18 protein-coding genes and 1 pseudogene are annotated in these 17,259 nt (G+C 36.5%); 8 read left to right on the top strand and 11 right to left on the bottom strand.

Annotation, left to right across the window (positions count from 1 at the left end):
- Positions 1 to 128: 128 nt before the first annotated feature.
- From LAU42_RS09530 to LAU42_RS09545, 4 genes are all read left to right on the top strand, one after another.
- The gene (locus LAU42_RS09530; protein WP_101153074.1) at positions 129 to 629 is read left to right on the top strand and encodes a ferritin; all 501 of its coding nucleotides are present in this window, start codon (positions 129 to 131) and stop codon (positions 627 to 629) included.
- A 173-nt stretch (positions 630 to 802) separates the two neighbouring features.
- On the top strand, positions 803 to 1,039 hold the full coding sequence (locus LAU42_RS09535; protein ID WP_224183343.1) for a FeoA family protein: 237 nt from the start codon (positions 803 to 805) through the stop codon (positions 1,037 to 1,039).
- On the top strand, positions 1,032 to 3,008 hold the full coding sequence (feoB, locus tag LAU42_RS09540; RefSeq protein WP_224183344.1) for a ferrous iron transport protein B: 1,977 nt from the start codon (positions 1,032 to 1,034) through the stop codon (positions 3,006 to 3,008). Before LAU42_RS09535 ends, feoB begins: the two co-directional genes overlap by 8 nt.
- A gap of 9 nt (positions 3,009 to 3,017) precedes the next feature.
- The gene (locus LAU42_RS09545; protein ID WP_224183345.1) at positions 3,018 to 3,194 is read left to right on the top strand and encodes a FeoB-associated Cys-rich membrane protein; all 177 of its coding nucleotides are present in this window, start codon (positions 3,018 to 3,020) and stop codon (positions 3,192 to 3,194) included.
- Here LAU42_RS09545 and LAU42_RS09550 read toward each other — a convergent pair.
- Positions 3,191 to 4,276, bottom strand: coding sequence for a YkvI family membrane protein (locus tag LAU42_RS09550; protein WP_224183346.1), 1,086 nt, complete (start codon positions 4,274 to 4,276; stop codon positions 3,191 to 3,193). The genes LAU42_RS09545 and LAU42_RS09550 overlap by 4 nt on opposite strands.
- Before the next feature lie 153 nt (positions 4,277 to 4,429).
- Between LAU42_RS09550 and LAU42_RS11960 the strand changes: the two are divergent.
- A pseudogene (locus LAU42_RS11960) lies at positions 4,430 to 4,969 on the top strand (3'-5' exonuclease); the annotation flags it as partial.
- 33 nt (positions 4,970 to 5,002) lie between these two features.
- On the top strand, positions 5,003 to 5,320 hold the full coding sequence (locus tag LAU42_RS11965) for a BRCT domain-containing protein (protein ID WP_338147542.1): 318 nt from the start codon (positions 5,003 to 5,005) through the stop codon (positions 5,318 to 5,320).
- 23 nt (positions 5,321 to 5,343) lie between these two features.
- On the opposite strand, the gene LAU42_RS09560 is transcribed toward LAU42_RS11965, so the two are convergent.
- The 6 genes from LAU42_RS09560 to LAU42_RS09585 form a co-directional block, all read right to left on the bottom strand.
- A complete protein-coding gene (locus tag LAU42_RS09560; protein ID WP_224183347.1) occupies positions 5,344 to 5,550 on the bottom strand; it encodes a hypothetical protein in 207 nt (68 codons plus the stop codon).
- 15 nt (positions 5,551 to 5,565) lie between these two features.
- The gene (dinB, locus tag LAU42_RS09565) at positions 5,566 to 6,630 is read right to left on the bottom strand and encodes a DNA polymerase IV (RefSeq protein WP_224183348.1); all 1,065 of its coding nucleotides are present in this window, start codon (positions 6,628 to 6,630) and stop codon (positions 5,566 to 5,568) included.
- Positions 6,631 to 6,704: 74 nt separating this feature from the next.
- Positions 6,705 to 7,022: a type II toxin-antitoxin system RelE/ParE family toxin gene (locus LAU42_RS12000; RefSeq protein ID WP_224183349.1), complete on the bottom strand. Its 318-nt coding sequence runs from the start codon at positions 7,020 to 7,022 to the stop codon at positions 6,705 to 6,707.
- Positions 7,003 to 7,272: a type II toxin-antitoxin system Phd/YefM family antitoxin gene (locus tag LAU42_RS09575; protein ID WP_224183350.1), complete on the bottom strand. Its 270-nt coding sequence runs from the start codon at positions 7,270 to 7,272 to the stop codon at positions 7,003 to 7,005. Before LAU42_RS09575 ends, LAU42_RS12000 begins: the two co-directional genes overlap by 20 nt.
- Before the next feature lie 151 nt (positions 7,273 to 7,423).
- A complete protein-coding gene (gene nagA / locus LAU42_RS09580; RefSeq protein WP_224183351.1) occupies positions 7,424 to 8,578 on the bottom strand; it encodes an N-acetylglucosamine-6-phosphate deacetylase in 1,155 nt (384 codons plus the stop codon).
- An 18-nt stretch (positions 8,579 to 8,596) separates the two neighbouring features.
- Positions 8,597 to 9,298 (bottom strand): glucosamine-6-phosphate deaminase, encoded by a 702-nt coding sequence (locus LAU42_RS09585; RefSeq protein ID WP_224183352.1) that lies wholly within the window; start codon positions 9,296 to 9,298, stop codon positions 8,597 to 8,599.
- A gap of 329 nt (positions 9,299 to 9,627) precedes the next feature.
- On the opposite strand from LAU42_RS09585, the gene LAU42_RS09590 reads away from it, so the two are divergent.
- Positions 9,628 to 10,152, top strand: a complete 525-nt coding sequence (locus LAU42_RS09590; protein WP_224183353.1) for a GNAT family N-acetyltransferase — start codon at positions 9,628 to 9,630, stop codon at positions 10,150 to 10,152.
- Positions 10,153 to 10,263: 111 nt separating this feature from the next.
- Here the strand turns inward: LAU42_RS09590 and rlmD are convergent, their stop codons facing one another.
- Both rlmD and LAU42_RS09600 read right to left on the bottom strand, forming a co-directional pair.
- Entirely contained in the window at positions 10,264 to 11,628 is a 1,365-nt protein-coding gene (gene rlmD, locus LAU42_RS09595; protein WP_224183354.1) for a 23S rRNA (uracil(1939)-C(5))-methyltransferase RlmD, read from the bottom strand.
- Positions 11,629 to 11,636: 8 nt separating this feature from the next.
- Positions 11,637 to 13,442: a 5'-nucleotidase C-terminal domain-containing protein gene (locus LAU42_RS09600; protein WP_224183355.1), complete on the bottom strand. Its 1,806-nt coding sequence runs from the start codon at positions 13,440 to 13,442 to the stop codon at positions 11,637 to 11,639.
- Positions 13,443 to 13,550: 108 nt separating this feature from the next.
- Here LAU42_RS09600 and LAU42_RS09605 point away from each other — a divergent pair, with 108 nt between their 5' ends.
- Positions 13,551 to 14,381 carry a glucose 1-dehydrogenase gene (locus tag LAU42_RS09605; protein WP_224183356.1) on the top strand — a complete coding sequence of 277 codons (831 nt, stop codon included), beginning with the start codon at positions 13,551 to 13,553 and terminating at the stop codon, positions 14,379 to 14,381.
- A 433-nt stretch (positions 14,382 to 14,814) separates the two neighbouring features.
- Here LAU42_RS09605 and LAU42_RS09610 read toward each other — a convergent pair whose 3' ends face one another.
- Together LAU42_RS09610 and LAU42_RS09615 are read right to left on the bottom strand one after the other, a co-directional pair.
- Positions 14,815 to 15,774 carry a diacylglycerol kinase gene (locus LAU42_RS09610; RefSeq protein WP_224183357.1) on the bottom strand — a complete coding sequence of 320 codons (960 nt, stop codon included), beginning with the start codon at positions 15,772 to 15,774 and terminating at the stop codon, positions 14,815 to 14,817.
- An 11-nt stretch (positions 15,775 to 15,785) separates the two neighbouring features.
- A complete protein-coding gene (locus LAU42_RS09615) occupies positions 15,786 to 17,231 on the bottom strand; it encodes a helicase HerA-like domain-containing protein (protein ID WP_224183358.1) in 1,446 nt (481 codons plus the stop codon).
- Positions 17,232 to 17,259 lie beyond the last annotated feature (28 nt).

Raw genomic sequence — 17,259 nt, forward strand, 5'->3', positions numbered from 1 at the left:
TCATCATACAATTTAATATCATATCAATTAATATTATACATGAACGCTCAAATTTGAAATACCATATCATTATCAATAAATTTCTTAATATACTATAATATTTATAATTACGAAATGGAGGTCATACCATGTTATCTCAATCACTTACAGAAGCGTTAAACAAACAAATGAACGAAGAATTCCAGGCCGCTCATGCTTATATGGCAATGGCAGCGTATTGTGCGAAAGAAAGTTATGATGGATTTGCCAACTTCTATGAGCAACAAGCTGAAGAGGAACGTTTCCACGGTACTAAAATTTATAACTACTTAAATGATCGTGATGAGCACGCAATATTCACAGATATTAAAGCACCAAAGACAGAATTCTCAACAATTCTTGAAACGTTTGAAGCAGGTCTTGCACAAGAACAGCAAGTAACAAAGAACTTCTATCAATTAGCTGAAATCGCAAAAAATGATAATGAGTTCGCGACAATTTCATTTTTAAACTGGTTCTTAGATGAACAAGTTGAAGAAGAAGCGATGTTTAAAAAACATATTGACTATATCCGCCGTATTAAAGATGATGCGAACGCATTATATTTATACGAAAAGGAACTTGGACAAAGAACTTTCCAGGCTGAATAACATAAAACCACGCATAAACACTTTTGTTTACGCGTGGTTTTTATTTTGTACAATTACACATTCTTATCACTTTTAAAGTGATATATATCACTAAAATTTTTATTGAGAAATATTATCAATAGTGGTACACTTTCATTGAAAATAATTATCAATTAACTTAAGAAGGTGTTCATATGCTACACGTTGCTAATGCGAATCGCAATGAAATGTACAAAATTAAATCAATGAACTTTGCAAATAACCAAATATTACATCGCTTATATGCTTTAGGATTTACTGAAGGCAGCTTAATTAAAATTAAAAAGAAAAGTTTATTCAACGGTCCTTGTACTCTGGATAAGGATGGTCAGCAAATTTGTATCCGTAACTGTGATGCGTGTCAAATTGTGCTGGAGCACGTCCATGGGTAGCACATATTGTCTGCTCGGCAATCCGAATGTTGGTAAGACATCGTTATTCAATGCATTAACGGGTTCTTACGAATATGTCGGCAACTGGAGCGGCGTAACTGTAGATAAAAAAGTTGGTAAACTTAAAGAGAATGCAGGTCAACTTGTAGATTTACCGGGCATTTATGACCTACTCCCTATTTCAAAGGACGAAAAAGTCGTAACGCAGTTTTTACTCAAAGAGTCATTTGACGGTATGCTTAATATTATTGATGCCGCTCAACTTGAAAGAAACTTACTACTTACAGTTCAATTACTGGAATTTGGTGCACCGATGATGATTGGATTGAATATGATAGACGTTGCATACAAACGTGGTATTCATATTAACCATGACTTGCTGATGAAGAAATTAAAAACACCGATTATACCTGTGGTTGCTCGTACTGGTAAAGGTTCAACAGAAGTTTTACGCGCATTGTCAGACACACACCTTTCGATGAATCGTCCACTTAAAATTAACTATGACCACCGTATCGAAAGTGCGATTAGCGAAATGATGAAGTGTTTACCGGAGGGCTTAATTGATAAAAAGCATTATCGCTTTTTAAGCGTCCAGTATTTACTCGGTAATCCAGCCGTTATCGATTTTGTTGGAAGTTCCGCACAGATGGAATCGATTAAAGCATCACTTGACAGTGAATTGAACGTAAAGCAATCGATACATCAATCACGTTCACAGTTTATATCGGAATTGTTAACGGATGTTGTTATACATCAGGATGAAAAAAAGCAATACTTTACAGAAAAACTAGACCGAATCATTACGCATAACGTATTCGGGATTCCAATTTTCTTGTTTATTATGTGGTTGATCTTCCAGACGACATTTACATGGATTGGAACGCCGCTTTCAGATCAGCTTGATGCATTCTTTGCCGGGCCGTTAACGGATACTGTGAAATCATTGATGGAAAGTGCAGGTGTTATGCCATTTTTACAAGATTTGATTACTGATGGCGTAATCGCAGGTGTTGGAGGCGTACTTGTTTTCGTACCACAAATATTAGTACTCTTCTTCTTCATTTCACTACTAGAAGATTCGGGCTATATGGCAAGAATTGCAGTAATTATGGACCGTGTCATGGAAATATTCGGACTTAATGGTAAGTCATTTATACCGATGATTATTGGGTTCGGGTGTAACGTCCCCGGTATAATGGCCGCACGTAGTATTGAAGAAGAGAAAGAACGCTTAACGACGATATTAATCGCACCGTTTATGTCATGTTCTGCCCGTTTACCTGTTTATGCATTATTCGCAGGTGTATTCTTTAAAGAAAATCAGGCATTAATCGTATTGAGCTTATACGTTATCGGTATCGTCGTTGCATTACTCGTAAGTTTAGTACTAACTAAAACTGTTCTGAAAAACGACACATCAGTGTTTATCGTTGAGCTCCCACCGTACCGACTACCATCAGCGAAAACATTATGGCGCAGTACTTGGGAAAAAGGAAAAGGATTCGTGCGTAAAGCCGGTACATTTATATTCGGTGGTTCAGTATTAATATGGTTACTGAACTATGCCGGTCCTGGTGGCTTAAATGTGGATATTGATCATAGTTTCCTTGCAATGATCGGTGGCGCAATTGCACCATTTTTAATCCCTTTAGGTTTCAGTTCTTGGCAGGCAGGTGCAACACTCATACCTGGATTCCTTGCAAAAGAAGTTATCGTAAGTGCGATGGCGATTATATATGCAGTTAAAGATGATGCGCTCGTAACGATGATTCATAGTCACTTTACACCATTATCAGCATATTGTTTCATGCTCTTTATTCTGCTATATATCCCATGTTTATCGACTGTTGCAGCAATTAGAAAAGAAACTTCTTCATGGAAATGGACATTCATTGCTACAGCATATCCGATTGCAACTGCTTATATATTAACGATGGCAGTCTACCAAATTGGGTCATTATTCTAGGAGGTCAATATGTCTCTATTAATCAATATTATTTTATTCGTATTAATTTTTGGATATGCGATTTATACGTTATATAAATTTTTTAAGAAGTCAAAAGAAGGAAAATGTAATAGCTGTGACGTAAAACAGGACTGTGGCTGTGAATTACATCAAATTGACTTCGACCATTTAAAAAACAAGGGTTAGGCATTTGCCTTACCCTTGTTTTTATTCATTCTTAATTTAAGTGGTGCTAGCATAATGATAATTATCAGTAAATAGTTCATATTACCGAGTATCGGATATACTTTGTTTACAAGCTTCGTAAATCCTACGAAACTTAAACCGAAACCTGCAAGCGTTGCTAATATATAAAACACTTTAAACTTCACTGTGCCTACTGTCGTAAAACGTGCTGTAAATGCGTAAAACATACTAAGCGCCGTATTAAAAATCATCGCAAACACAATTACTGACATTGCAACACCTAAAATTGGTGAGATTTCATTCACAATGCCGAGCATCGGTAACGGTAAATCTTTAACTGTTTCAATTTTAGAGAATATTGCAAGGTGACTGAGTATAATAAGTAAACCTAACACAAGTCCACCAACTAATCCTCCAAGTGCCGCTGCACGTTTATTCACTTCCGCACCACCGATAACGATCGCCATCGCAGCCCCAAGTCCAATATTCATCGATACATAATTTACACCAGCAATTATCCAGTGCGGAAATGGTGAGGCTACGTTATTGGATATATGGTCCAGTTCAGCATAAGGTGTATGTAACGTTACAATACAATAAATCGATATAATAACAATCATAATAATTAAAAAAGGTGTAATGTTACCGATAACTTTTACGATATGATCAATTTTAAGCATGCCGGCAATAATTACGACCAATGCCATTAAAGCTGTTCCGTAAACTGCCGGTAAGCCGAATTGCTGTTCTAAGTTAGAGCCCGCACCAGCTAGCATAACTACTCCGAAACTAAATAACGTAATAATTAATACAACGTCTATTATCCATGCTAAAATTTTGCCGATGCCAGGGTAATCCGTTAACCTCTGAATTACGATTTGATGGTCATCCGCTTCAGTCTTACTCCCTGCCCATACGAGAATCATTCCGATATAAGCGAATAACACCGTCGATACAATTGCTCCGAATATCCCCATGGTCCCAAAGCTTGTAAAGTACTGCAGTATCTCCTGTCCTGATGCAAATCCAGCGCCTACGATAACACCAATGAAGGCACTACTAATAAGAAAAATTTTCTTCATAATATCCTCCCTATATTTTAACAAGCAAATGATTACTTAAATCTACAGATTTCATGTAATATTACTTGCATATCATAAAAACTATTCCCTATTTTTTTGAAAATAATTATAAATTATCAGAATAAATGAAATATTAATTCGAAAGGAGTTTGTATGAACGCTTTTATTGCACTGGATTTTGAAACAGCAAACCATAACGCCGCATCAATTTGCAGTGTTGGCATGGTGAAAGTCGTTGATAATATGATGACAGAAACTTTCTATACACTCGTTAACCCTGAAACAAAATTTAATGAATCTAATATTAATGTGCACCATATTAAACCGGAAGATGTCAAAGATGCACCTACTTTTGAAACGGTGTACCCCCATATGTTATCTTTTATCGGTGACTTACCGATCGTGTGTCACTTTGCACAGTTTGATATGAAAGTGCTGCATGCATCGATAAAACGTTATCACTTTGAAATGCCGACAATACCTTATTTCTGTTCCTGTGTGATGGCAAGAGATACAATAAGAAATCATAGCTATAGTTTAAATAATATGATGCGCTTTTATAACCTCGACTTTCATGGACATCATCATGCATTAAACGATGCGAAAGCATGTGCGATGATTACTGTACGGTTACTCAAACATTATGACTCATTAAATCAATATTTAACTTATAAACGTCGCAAAAAGTATATCGCTAGTATCTCTCTTACGTCAAAGCGCACACAAATGTCACGTTATGAAGCAGAACTCAGTCGGATTAAACCCGATGCGCCTATTAATTACGATCACCTCTTTTACAATAAACGTATCGCGATTACCGGAACGCTGCATAAGAAACGAAAAGATATCGTACAGTATATCGTCAATAGCGGCGGCATCTATACAGAAGATATAGACCAAATCGATATTTTCATTATAGGAAAATCAAAACAGGATATTTCTAAAAAAGAAGGCATCGTACGTAATAAAATTGCACTCGGTAAAGAAATTATGCTGATTAATGATGAAAAACTGAAAAGCTTAATGGCATTTTATGACATATAAAAAGTAGCATTCAATACAGAATGCTACTTTTTCGTTGTTTCTTTAATTGTTCTCTTAATACTTTGCTTCGTTACCGGACGTTCTAATTTATGATCAATCCAGAATAAAAACGTTGCTACAGCAATAATACCGATTAACGGTAATATATCGAAACCACTTTCCATGACATGCATCACATACATCACAATAAGTAGTGCAGTAATTCCTATAATCGCAAATTTAAATTTCATAATCGTTCCTCATTTCTAGAGAAAATCGTATATCGTCAGATTTTCATACACTTTATTTTTTATATTCCCCACTTGCACCCCGACTAAACGTATTTCTTCATTTTGTAGTTTTAAATCTGTATATAGCAGCACTGCAGTCACATATATTTTATCTGCCTGATCTGTAAAATCCAGCAACTTTGTCTGTTTCGTATGACTTTCAAAGTTACTCGTCTTTATCTTTACGGTAATCGTGTCGGTCACTTTATTCATACTTTGAAGCTTCGCTGCGACTTTCTCAGTCTGTACATTCAATACATTTAATATATACGATTCATCATTCTTATCATGAGCGAATGTCGTCTCCTTGCCGATAGATTTACGTTCACGCTCCACTTCAATAATATCAGTACCGATACCACGCGCTTTGTTATATAAACTGGCGCCTTTCTTACCGAACTGTTCAATAAGTTCAAGTTCGGATAATTGTCGTAAATCCCGTCCTGTTGCGATTTTCAGCTTAAGCATCTTCGCTTCAGTAACTTTGCCGACACCAGGAAATGCCCCAATTGGTAAATCATCTAATATTTGCTGTACATTATTGTAATGAATAACGGTTAAACCGTTCGGCTTATTCATACCGGACGCAATTTTCGAAAGAAACTTATTATATGAAACGCCGGCGCTGCACGTTAATTGTGTTGCATCATATACATCGCGCTTTATAAATGTCGCAATCTGACTTGCACCAAGATCAGGACGTACGAGATGCGTAATATCAAGGTACGCTTCATCTAACGACAAAGGTTGCACAATATCTGTGTAACTTCTGAACACTTCCATAATTTGCTGAGATACTTTTCTGTATACTTCAAATCTTGGACTCACGTAATAACCATCGGGACATAGCTGATAAGCACGTGACGTTGGCATAGCACTATGCACGCCAAACTTACGCGCCTCATAACTCGCTGTTGCAACGACACCTCGATTTCTACTTTTACCTCCAACGATAACCGGTTTTCCATTCAGTTTAGGATTATCACGTTGCTCTACTTGTGCAAAGAACGCATCCATATCGATGTGAATGATTCTTTTCATAATATCACTTCTTTTATTTTCTAGTACTTTTATTATATATGAATTGTGATTAGAAGATAATTAAGTAATTTATATCATAGTTGAGAGGTGTTTATGTCTCTTTTATTATGAATAATTCTTCGAAATTCTATATTATCATTATTAACTACATAATAAATGGAATAGTTCGATACAATAATTCGATAAAAACATAAATCTAATGCCGGGTTTATATATACAGGTGGTAATATTAAAGGTGCTTCACATCTTTTCAATACTGCACTTTCAACATTATCCAAAAATTTTATTGCAGCCACATCATTTCTCAAGTCATTTCTAAAATATTTTATTATCTCTACAAGATCATTGTGGAAAGTAGATAAGTAAGTTACTTTATATCTCTTTTTTTCCATTCAATTTTTCCCTTAAATCATCAAATACTTCTTTATGCGTCATTCTTTCTTTTGTAGTTCTAGCAATTATTTCTGATTCCAATAAATAAGCTTCATGAGATTCTGCAAGCTCAGAATATTTATCAATGCTCATTAATACCATTGTCCCATAGCCATTTTTCGTCAAAAAAACAGGTGCATCTTCTTTAATTACATCATTCTCTACTTCTGAAAACTTATTTCTTAAATCTGACACAGGTCTAATTTTCATTATTTCTCACACCTTTTTATCATAATTTTATCTTTATTATATCACAATAAAGGTGTAATAATACATTTAGATGTGAATGATTCTTTTCATAATATCACTTCTTTTATTTTCTATTACTTTATTATACGTAATTAAATGTATTGATAAGTACTTATCCTTTTGCATCATACACACATTTACCGGAAAGATGTGTTTTAACGACATTAAACTTACTATCCATTACGATAAAGTCTGCGTTTAATCCTTCTTTAATCTGACCGCATTTATCTTCTAATCCAACAGATAGTGCAGGTATTAAACTCGCCATACGGATTGCTTCTTCCGGTGTTCCAACACCCCATTCAATAACGTGCTTCACACCATCTTTTAATTGTAATACTGATCCTGCTAAATTTCCGCTTGATTGCAGTCGTGCCGTACCATTTTCAACGATAACAGGATATTCCCCAAGCGTGTATTCACCGTCCGGCAATCCACCTGCTCTCATACAGTCAGTAATTAATGCAATTTTATTATTACCTTTTTGTTTAGAAAGTACGTTACATGCAGCAGGATGAACGTGATGGCCGTCACATATAAGTTCTGCATAAGTATCTTCAGTCATATACATCGCACCAACAACACCTAGTTCTCGATGCTGCATGTTTCTCATACCGTTGTATGCATGTACCCACACTGATGCACCCGCTTCTACTGCTGAAACTGCTTCATTATATGTTGCATTTGAATGCCCTATGGATACAATTATGTTTTGTTGGGTGACTGCTCGGATGAATTCAAGTGCACCTTTACGTTCTGGTGCTAATGCAATCTTTCTGATCATACCACCTGATGCTTCCTGCCATGCATTAAACTCTTCTAATGATGGGTCACGCATATAGTTTTCGTTCTGTGCACCTTTATATGTTTCAGTAAAGTATGGCCCTTCTAAATAAATCCCCTGAATTCTTGCGCCTGTTTCTTTTCCTGCGAATTGACCTATCGTTTGACAGACATTATAGAAATTATCAAATGTATCAGTTAACGTCGTCGGCAGAAAACTTGTTACACCTGTAGAAAGTAATCCTTTACTCATCTCCTCGAGACCTTGCGCATTGTTATCCATTACGTCGTATCCACCAAATCCATGTATATGTGTATCAACAAACCCCGGTGCAATTTGGTAACCAGAGTAATCGATTATGTCGCCCTCACCTTGAACGGAAGTATAAAATTTACCGAACTTACCTTCATTAATTTCTAAATATCCTTTACCTTTTACCGAATACGGAAAATAAAATTTATCCGCTTTAATATATTGTTTCATTAAAATCTACTCTTTTCGTTATATAAGTTTGCCTGCAGCCTCGTCCACTATTATTGTAACATTCGGATGACGTTGTAATATAGATGCAGGTACTTGCTCTGTCACACTACCATGTACTGTATTATAAATTGCTTCTGCTTTCGTTTCACCATACGCAATTAAAACGATACGCTTTGCAGCCATAATATTCGCAATGCCCATAGAAATTGCTTCTGTCGGCACTTCATCTATCGTGTCAAAGAAACGTGCATTCGCTTCAATCGTAGAAGGTGTAAGCTTTACGAGTTGTGTTGTTGAGTCAAAACTCGTACCAGGTTCATTGAAGCCGATATGACCATTAGATCCGATACCAAGTATTTGAAAGTCAATCGGATGACGCGCAAGAATATCATTATAACGACTAGTCTCTTTATCGATATCATCAGTCTCACCATTCGGTAAGTAAGATGCTTTAAGCTTTTTATATTTAAACAGTTGATCATTCATAAAATAAGCATAAGACTGCTTATTCTCACGACTTAAACCTACATACTCATCCAGATTTACAGAAGTCACATGTGACAAATCAATATCGCTATTAATAACTGCTTCATAAAACGTAATCGGTGTCGAACCCGTAGCGAGACCGATTGTTTCTGCACCACTTTCTATTGATGCTTTAAATAATTCAAATGCTTTCTTCCCACCCATTTGTGGATTAACAACTTTTATAATCTCCATTTTTATACCTCTTCCAATATCATAATAAAATTATAAAATATTTACATACGTTACTAGTGTAAACAATTTTCAATATAATATCTATGTTATTCAACATAAAAAAACGTATAGCCTGATTGACTATACGTTTTTATTTATTTCGTTAATTTTACAACACAATTTCTTATGACACTATAATTGATTCATAATATTATTAATAAAAGATATGTATTCGCTCATATAATGACAATATTGATAGTTAATAATTTGATACGGCATTGAACGTATATATAATTAAAATAAATAATGTATCTGTTTAAAAGTGATTATATCAGAATAGGAGTAAAAATATGAATTTAAAAACACAGTATAATGATTTAATTAAAATCAGACCTTTAACTAAAGAAGATTTTAAGTATGTTTTAAATTGGAGTAAAGATAACAGGTTTTGTTCAGCAAATGACTGGGAAGAAAATAGAAGCGAGAAAGAGTTATACCATTGGTGGCTCCACTGTGTAAATAATAAGTCTGAGGATTTTATTCGATTAGGAATCGAATTGGAAAATAAGTTGATTGGATATGCTGATTTAGCTTATATTAAGGAAAATTCAGCAGAACTTGGTATTGCAATTGGCGAAAGTCTACTTTGGGGAAAAGGAATCGGCATTTATTCCAGTCTCAACATGATAGACTATGCTGCTACGCATTTAGGCATTACAGTCTTTAATGCTGAAACACACGAAACCAATATACGTGCAAGAAAAATGCTGGAGAAGATAGGATTTAAAGAAGTTAGTAGAATTGGAAGCGAGAAATACTTAGGAAAAGATTGTAATCTTATACAGTTCCAACTTTCGTTGCAGGCCAATAAATAACTTAATACGGTGATTATTTACATACGTTACTAGTGTAAACAATTTTCAATATAATATCTATGTTATTCAACATAAAAAAAACGTATAGTCTGATTGACTATACGTTTTTATTTATTTCGTTAATTTTACAACACATTCCACATGTGGTGTTTGTGGGAATAAATCCACTGGTTTTACGTATTCCAATTTATAACCTGCATCTGCAAACTTACGGCAGTCACGTGCGCATGTTCCTGGATTGCAGCTGACATACACGATTGTTTTCGGGTTTTGTGAGATTAATGTCTGTATGAAGTCCTCATCTAGCCCTTTACGTGGTGGATCGACAACAGCGACATCAAACTTCACACCTTGTTCGCTCCACTTCGGTAAGATTTCATCAGCAGAACCTGTTTCAAAATGCACATTATCAATACCGTTCATTTTAGCATTCTGCTTCGCCATTTTAATTGACTCATGCACAATTTCCATCGCATAAACTTGTTCAGCATGCTGTGCAAGTGCGAGTGAAATTGTTCCGATACCACAATATGCATCCAGTACCGTTTCATGTCCTTTTAAATTCGCCGCTTCAAGTGCAAGTTTATATAATGTTTCTGCCTGTGGTGTATTTACCTGGAAGAATGAATTCGGTGATACTCTGAATTCTAACCCTAACATCTTATCTGTATAATAAGGCGTTCCGTGTAATACTGTATTGTTACGTCCAAGAATTACGTTGCCTTCCTGATTGTTGAAGTTCAGTACTACACTCTCAACGTTTTCTATACTTTTTACGATATCGTGTGTGATCGAATCGATATTCGCTAAACGTTTCTTGTTTGTAACGAGAATGATCATAAGCTGTCCTGTATAGTGACCACGTTTTACGACGATATGACGTATTTCTCCGTTATGATTGCGTTCGTTATAAGGAACGATATCATATTTACGTAATATATCACGCACTTTAACAATTGCTTCATCAATTGCTTTATGCTGAATATAGAAATTCTCAACCGGAACAAGCTGATGGCTGTTCTTTCTGAAAAATCCTGTTTCAACGTTACCGTTTACTGAACGCACTGGGATTTGTGCTTTATTACGGTATTCATATGGGTAATCCATTCCGACTGTTTCCCATACTTTGACTTTGTTAAATTTCCCTAATCGTATAAACGCACTTTCAACAAGATGCTGCTTAAACTTAAGTTGGGCATCATATGACATATGCTGTAGCGTCATCGTACCGACACGTCTTCCGATAATATCTTTCTCTTCAACGCGGTCAGCACTTTTTGTAAGTACTTTCTCAAGTCTTGCAAATCCAAACGTTTTACCGACTTTCATCACTTTAATCGAAACTTCTTCACCTGGTAATGCGCCTTCAACGAAGAATGGATAATCTTCAATCTTTACAACGCCTGCGCCTTCATGTGTTAAATCTACGACTGTGCCTGTAAGTACTTCATTTTTGCTAAATTTAATTTGTTTCATAATTGCTCCTATTGTTTATTTGTATTCACTTCATATATTAAGTAGTCTCCGTCATAAGCTGTTGTTGCTGTAATCCCTTCTTGAATGTGGCGAACACCTTCAGGACTTGATTTAAAGCGGTATACTCCGTCCTGCATAAAGTAAAATGGTCGCTTTAACTCAAAGTTTAAATCTGAATGTTTAATATAATCGATGATACACTGTCTTACTTCTAATGGTTCTATTTGCAGCTTTACTACAGATTCATCCTTTAATATCGGACAGAAATTCGTTCTGTAGTCATTCGTAATTACCGTGTACATTTTGTCATCTGTCACAGCTTGTCCATCATACTGTAAGTTATGAACTCTGTTGCTGTCACTTATTAATTCCCCGGTATTGCTATATCGCGCTTGTACTGTCAGATCAATACCGTAAGTTAATTCATAGAAGATATCCATATTATAACTTGGAAATCCGGGGGCAGTAGACTTATTATCCTTTAATATGAGAGATTTGTCTATCGTATTAAAACAAGAGACACTCCACTCAACCCATTCTTTAAGCACTCTGCCGCTCACTTGAACGACCGACATTATATTTGGAAAGCGATATATATTAATCGCATCTTTTAATGTAAGCGGTCCTGCTTCAATATCTATATAGTCATTTACACCATCACGACCAGCTTTTATCGGTGCGCTCGTAGAAATAAGGTGCGCCACCTTTAAATTGTCACGTTCTGCTAATTGAAGAAAACTTTCTTTACCGGCTTGTGCAACAATTTGTGCTGCACGACTTACACCGATTTGTGCAAAGTAACTTTCGATATGCTGATCACTATGACCAATCGGCTGATTAATATACTCAAGCACTGAATCGTGTGCAGCTTGATTTGCCTTAACATATGCTTCGTTAATTTCAATATTTGATTCCTTTAATGTATGTACTTTACTGATGCCGTCAACGACTTCAAAGCCATCCGTCGTCTTCTGTAATGTGAGTTCAATTTCACCGAGGTGACTTGCAAAACATACAGGTTGTACACCGAACGCGTTAAAGAGTTTACCTTTTGAAATGTCTGCATTTGGTACAGAATCATAATCCGGACCAGGAAACACTTGATGTGTATGGCCGAACACGAATGCATCGATTGCATCGATTTGTGCAAGTTTGTAAACCGCATTCTCTGCCCCTTCAAAATCATCTAACTTTTCCTGATCAAGTCCTGTATGCATTAATGCAATGACGATATCTGCGCCTTGAGATTTCATTTGATGTGTGTATTGATATAGCGATTGATACATATCTTCTACAATCACTTTGCCATTCAAATGCCCTTCATCCCATTTTAAAATCTGCTCGGGAACAACACCTGTAACACCAATCATAACCTTCTCACCATCCGGAAATTCACGTTCAAACATCATATATGGTGTGCCGACGTAATCACCATTGACGTATTTAACGTTACAGTTTACAAACGGGAACTCAGCTTTACTGATCGTCTGTTGTAAGTAATCAAGACCATAATTAAATTCATGATTCCCAAATGTTGATACATCATACTGAATTTCATTCATCATATGAATGGCAGGATGTATATCAGGATGCTTGTCTGCAGCATAATCTGCGAGAATATTACCTTGCAGAATATCCCCATTATCAACGACGACGGTAATCTTTCCTTTTGATTGATTTGATTTACGAATTGCATCGATTTTACTGCCTGCAAGAATTAGCCCATTCTCCTCTAAATACGAACCCATGAAGTAATCATATAAACTGACATGACTATGTGTATCTGTAGTTGCTAATATTGATAATTTATACATGATTATGCCACCTTTCTTTTTTATTTTATATGAAAATGAGTGACGCGTAAAAGATTAACATTTGTCATTTACGGGTATCGCTAAGCATTATTATTGAGGAGGAAAACTATGTATCAGGACTTGAAAGGGAAAGTAGCGATTATTACTGGAGCGGCAACAGGCATCGGACGTGCTATCGCGTTACGTTATGCACAAGAAGGTGTACATGTTGTTGTGAACTATCATTCAAAAAAAGATGAAGCGCAAAAACTCGTTGAAGCAATAAAAAGTTATCAAGTAGATGCGTTAATGATAAAAGGAGATACGACAAATAAAAATGATATGGACAAACTCGTAAATGAAACGATACAGCATTTTGGTGCGTTTCATATTTTCGTTAACAACGCCGGAATTCAGTCGGATATTCCAAGTCATACGATGTCACTGGAAGAGTTTGATAAAGTGATCGATGTTAATTTGCGCGGTACATTTATCGGTTGTCAAATCGCCCTGTGTCATTATATGGAAAACAAATTTAAAGGTGTGATTATAAATGTATCCAGCGTACATGAAATAATACCTTGGCCACATTATGCCCATTACTGTGCAAGTAAAGGCGGCGTTAAACTACTGACACAAAGCTTAGCACTTGAGTATGCACGCGTACAGATTCGCGTGAATAATATTGCACCTGGAAGTGTCAACACACCGATTAACGCTGAAAATTTTAAAACAGAACAGGATAAGCAAGATGCTGATTTATTCGTTCCGCTCGGATATGTCGCAGAGCCAGAAGAAATTGCAAATGTTGCTGCATTTTTAGCGAGTAAAGAAAGTAAATATATTACAGGACAGACGATTGTAGCCGATGGTGGATTAAGTTTATATCCATCGCACCGAAATTTTGAATACGATCAACTGCTGGAATCATTTACAGATGAAGTGAATACTAAAAAATAACTACATGAATAGGCCCGAGTGTCACTTTTTGGGACACCCGGGCCTTTTTTCATGTGCGAGTGTCACTTTTTGGGACACTCGGGCCTTTTTTCATGTGCGAGTGTCACTTTTTGGGACACTCGGGCCTTTTTTCATGTGCGAGTGTCACTTTTTGGGACACCCACACCCTTTTTCATGTATGAGTGTCACTCTTTGGGACACTCACTCCCTTTTTCATGTGCGAGTGTCACTTTTTGGGACACTCACTCCCTTTTTCATGTGCGAGTGTCACTTTTTGGGACACCCACACCCTTTTTCATGTATGAGTGTCACTTTTTGGGACACCCACACCCTTTTTCATGTATGAGTGTCACTCTTTGGGACACCCACACCCTTTTTCATGTATGAGTGTCACTTTTTGGGACACTTGAGCCTATTTTTTCAAACAACTTCTTTAATCTCTAACGATTTTTGTTGATTCACGATACTCTTCTTCTATTTCATTCTTCTTCTCTGGATTTAATTGTTCTAACAAGCTATACACATTAATATGACGTTCCAGGTTAATGAAGTGGGCAGGCAGTATTCCACCAAACTCACCATCTACATTCAGCTGCACTTTATCAAATGATGAAACTTTAATGTCTTTTGCTTTTACGTAATGAACTTTCGGATGTTTAATATGTTCACCTCTTGACGCAAGTGTAAACACATGTCCAAATTCAGCAAAATTCACTTTTTCTAAAATGAGTAACGTAAAATACCCATCATTGATCGATGCATCAGGTACGAGTTTCTCAAATCCACCTACTGAATTTGTCAGCCCGATTAAAAACATCATCGCCTCGCCACTGAATACTTCCCCGTCATATTCAATACGTACGTCACTCGCTTTAATTTCAGGAAGCATTTCCAGTCCTTTAACGTAATATGCTAATGGCCCTAGCACTGTCTTTAATCGGCTCGGTGCCTCATAACTTACTTCTGTAATTTTACCGCCACCTGCAATGTTAATGAAGTAACGATTGTTCATCTTGCCGACATCAACGGGTACTGTCTGACCGCTAACAATAACATCGACTGCTTCATCAATATCTTTCGGAATAAGTAAAGCACGACCAAAGTCGTTCACTGTACCCATCGGAATGACACCGATATCAGGTCTGTATTCTTTCTCAGCTATACCATTAACGACTTCATTAATCGTACCGTCTCCACCAGCTGCGATGACTAAATCAAACTTATCTTCTACTGCACGTTCTGCCGCTGCTGTCGCATCTCCGGCGCACTTCGTAGCATACGCACTCGTTTCGTATCCGGCATCCTCAAGCTTTATTAATACATCAGGTAATGCTCTTTTAAATAATTCTCTCCCAGATGTCGGATTATATATAATTCTGGCACGTTTTCTCAACTACACTCCTCCTAACGTCTTCTCGTTCCGAAAATATTTCTGACAATTTCACGCCCAATTTGTCTTCCTACGCTTGTCAGTACACTTGAAGCGATTTTTTCAAATTCTGATTTCTGTTTTCTTTTCGGAGCTGCGGGTTCTGCTTTCTTTTCTTTTTCCACTTGTTCTTCAGCTTTCGATTCTTCTACTTTTTTCTGAAGTAATTCATATGCACTTTCTCTATCAACTGTTTCTTTATATTGTGCATGGTATGGATTATTTTCAATAACATCTGTTTTTACTTGTGCATCGATAACACCGATTTTACTTTCTGGCGGACGAATAAATGCACGCTCAACGATACTTGGCTGTCCTTCTTCGTTTAAGCATGAAATGAGTGCTTCACCTGTTTTTAATTCTCCGATAACTGATGCAACATCAATTTCTGGGTTTTGACGGAAAGTTTCTGCAGCACTCGCAACTGCCTTTTGATCTCTCGGTGTAAATGAGCGTAATGCATGTTGCACACGATTCCCTAACTGTCCTAGCACTTCATCCGGTAAATCGATTGGATTTTGTGTGATGAAATATACACCAACACCTTTAGAGCGGACTAAACGTACAACTTGTTCCACTTGCGTTACAAATGACTTCGGTGCATCTTTAAACAGTAAATGTGCTTCATCAAAGAAAAATACGAGTTTCGGTTTATCCATATCCCCCACTTCAGGTAGCGCTTCAAACAACTCCGTCAATAGCCATAATAAGAACGTTGAGTATAGTACCGGCTTCGTATATAAGTTGTTTGCCATCAGAACATTAATGACACCCATTTCATCTTTCGTTTCCATAAAGTCTGATAATTTTAATGCAGGTTCACCGAAAAACTGATCTGCACCTTGTGCTTCCAGTGATAACAATTTACGTTGAATTGCGCCGATAGATTGTTTTGTAATATTACCATATTCACTGCTGTATTGTGTTGCATTATCGCCCATTTCTTTTAATAATGCTTGTAAATCCTTTAAGTCTAATAATATTAATCCTTGTTCATCGCTAATTTTAAATGCGATATCAAGTAATCCTGACTGCGTATCATTTAATTCTAATAGTCGACTTAACAGCATCGGACCCATATCCGTAATAGTTGCTCTTACAGGTGTCCCCTGTTCACCGTATATATCCCATAGTCTTACCGGAAATTTACGCGGTTCATAATCGTCTATCTTTAAATTCGTCAGTCTTTCCTGAATTTTATTATTCATTACCATCGGCTCAGCGACACTTGCAAGGTCACCTTTAACATCAGCCAGGAATACAGGAACACCTGCTTTTGAGAATTGTTCTGCCATTACTTTAAGCGTAACTGTTTTACCCGTTCCTGTTGCACCGGCGATTAACCCGTGACGATTCGCCATCGGTAAGTTTAAATATATATCCTGAACAACTGATTTAGCGATTTTAAAATTATTAGCCATATTTATCCCTCTTTTGTTATATAATACT

This window comes from Macrococcus armenti, from assembly GCF_020097135.1.
Classification (GTDB): domain Bacteria; phylum Bacillota; class Bacilli; order Staphylococcales; family Staphylococcaceae; genus Macrococcoides; species Macrococcoides armenti.